This is a genomic window from Veillonella parvula, assembly GCF_018378075.1.
In the GTDB taxonomy this organism is placed as follows: domain Bacteria; phylum Bacillota; class Negativicutes; order Veillonellales; family Veillonellaceae; genus Veillonella; species Veillonella parvula_K.
On sequence record NZ_JAGZYE010000026.1, the window covers coordinates 1 to 1,211 of the forward strand.

At 39.1% G+C, this 1,211-nt stretch carries 1 protein-coding gene; it reads right to left on the reverse strand.

Going from position 1 to position 1,211, the window contains the following annotated elements:
* Positions 1-1,193, reverse strand: a 1,193-nt coding sequence (gene tuf, locus KH286_RS09565; RefSeq protein WP_003452162.1) for an elongation factor Tu, incomplete at its 3' end; no start/stop codon positions are given.
* Positions 1,194-1,211: the final 18 nt, after the last annotated feature.

Genomic DNA, 1,211 nt, shown 5'->3' on the forward strand with positions numbered 1-1,211 from the left:
TACTCGATTATTGAAGTAACAACTCCTGAACCTACAGTTCTTCCACCTTCTCTGATAGCGAATCTTAATCCTTCATCCATAGCGATTTCTGTGATTAATTCAACTTCCATGTCGATGTGGTCTCCAGGCATAACCATTTCCATTCCTTCTGGTAATTTGATTGATCCTGTAACGTCTGTTGTTCTGAAGTAGAATTGTGGTCTGTATCCATCGAAGAATGGAGTGTGTCTTCCACCTTCTTCTTTTTTAAGTACGTATACTTGACCTACGAATTTTTTGTGTGGGTTGATTGTTCCAACTTGTGCTAAAACTTGACCTCTTTCGATGTCAGTTCTTTGGATACCTCTTAATAATGCTCCGATGTTATCTCCAGCTTGTGCTTCATCTAATAACTTTCTGAACATTTCGATTCCTGTTACAACTGTTTTTCTTCTTTCTTCAGTTAATCCGATTACTTCTACTTCGTCTCCTACATGTAGAACTCCTCTTTCAACTCTTCCTGTTGCAACTGTTCCTCTACCAGTGATTGTGAATACGTCCTCTACTGGCATTAAGAATGGCTTATCTGTTGCTCTTTCTGGTGTTGGGATGTAGCTATCTACAGCATCCATTAACTCTCTGATACAAGCTGTTGCAGCTTCGTCAGTTGGGTTTTCTAATGCTACTAAAGCTGATCCTTTAATTACTGGAATGTCATCTCCTGGGAAGTTGTACTCGCTTAATAACTCTCTAACTTCCATTTCAACTAATTCTAATAATTCTTCGTCGTCAACCATATCTGCTTTGTTTAAAAATACTACGATGTGGTCAACTCCAACTCTTGATGATAATAAGATATGCTCTCTTGTTTGAGGCATTGGACCATCAGCTGCTGAACAAACTAATATAGCTCCGTCCATTTGAGCTGCTCCAGTGATCATGTTTTTAACGTAGTCAGCATGTCCTGGACAGTCAACGTGAGCGTAGTGTCTGTTAGCTGTTTCGTACTCAACGTGTGCTGTGTTGATTGTGATTCCTCTTTCTTTTTCTTCTGGAGCTTTATCTATTTCATCATATTTGAATGCTTCTGCTCCACCAGCTTGTGCTAAAACTGTTGTTATAGCTGCTGTTAAAGTTGTTTTACCGTGGTCTACGTGACCGATTGTTCCAATGTTAACGTGTGGTTTGCTTCTTTCAAATTTTGCTTTTGACATTGCAAATTCCTCCTTTAA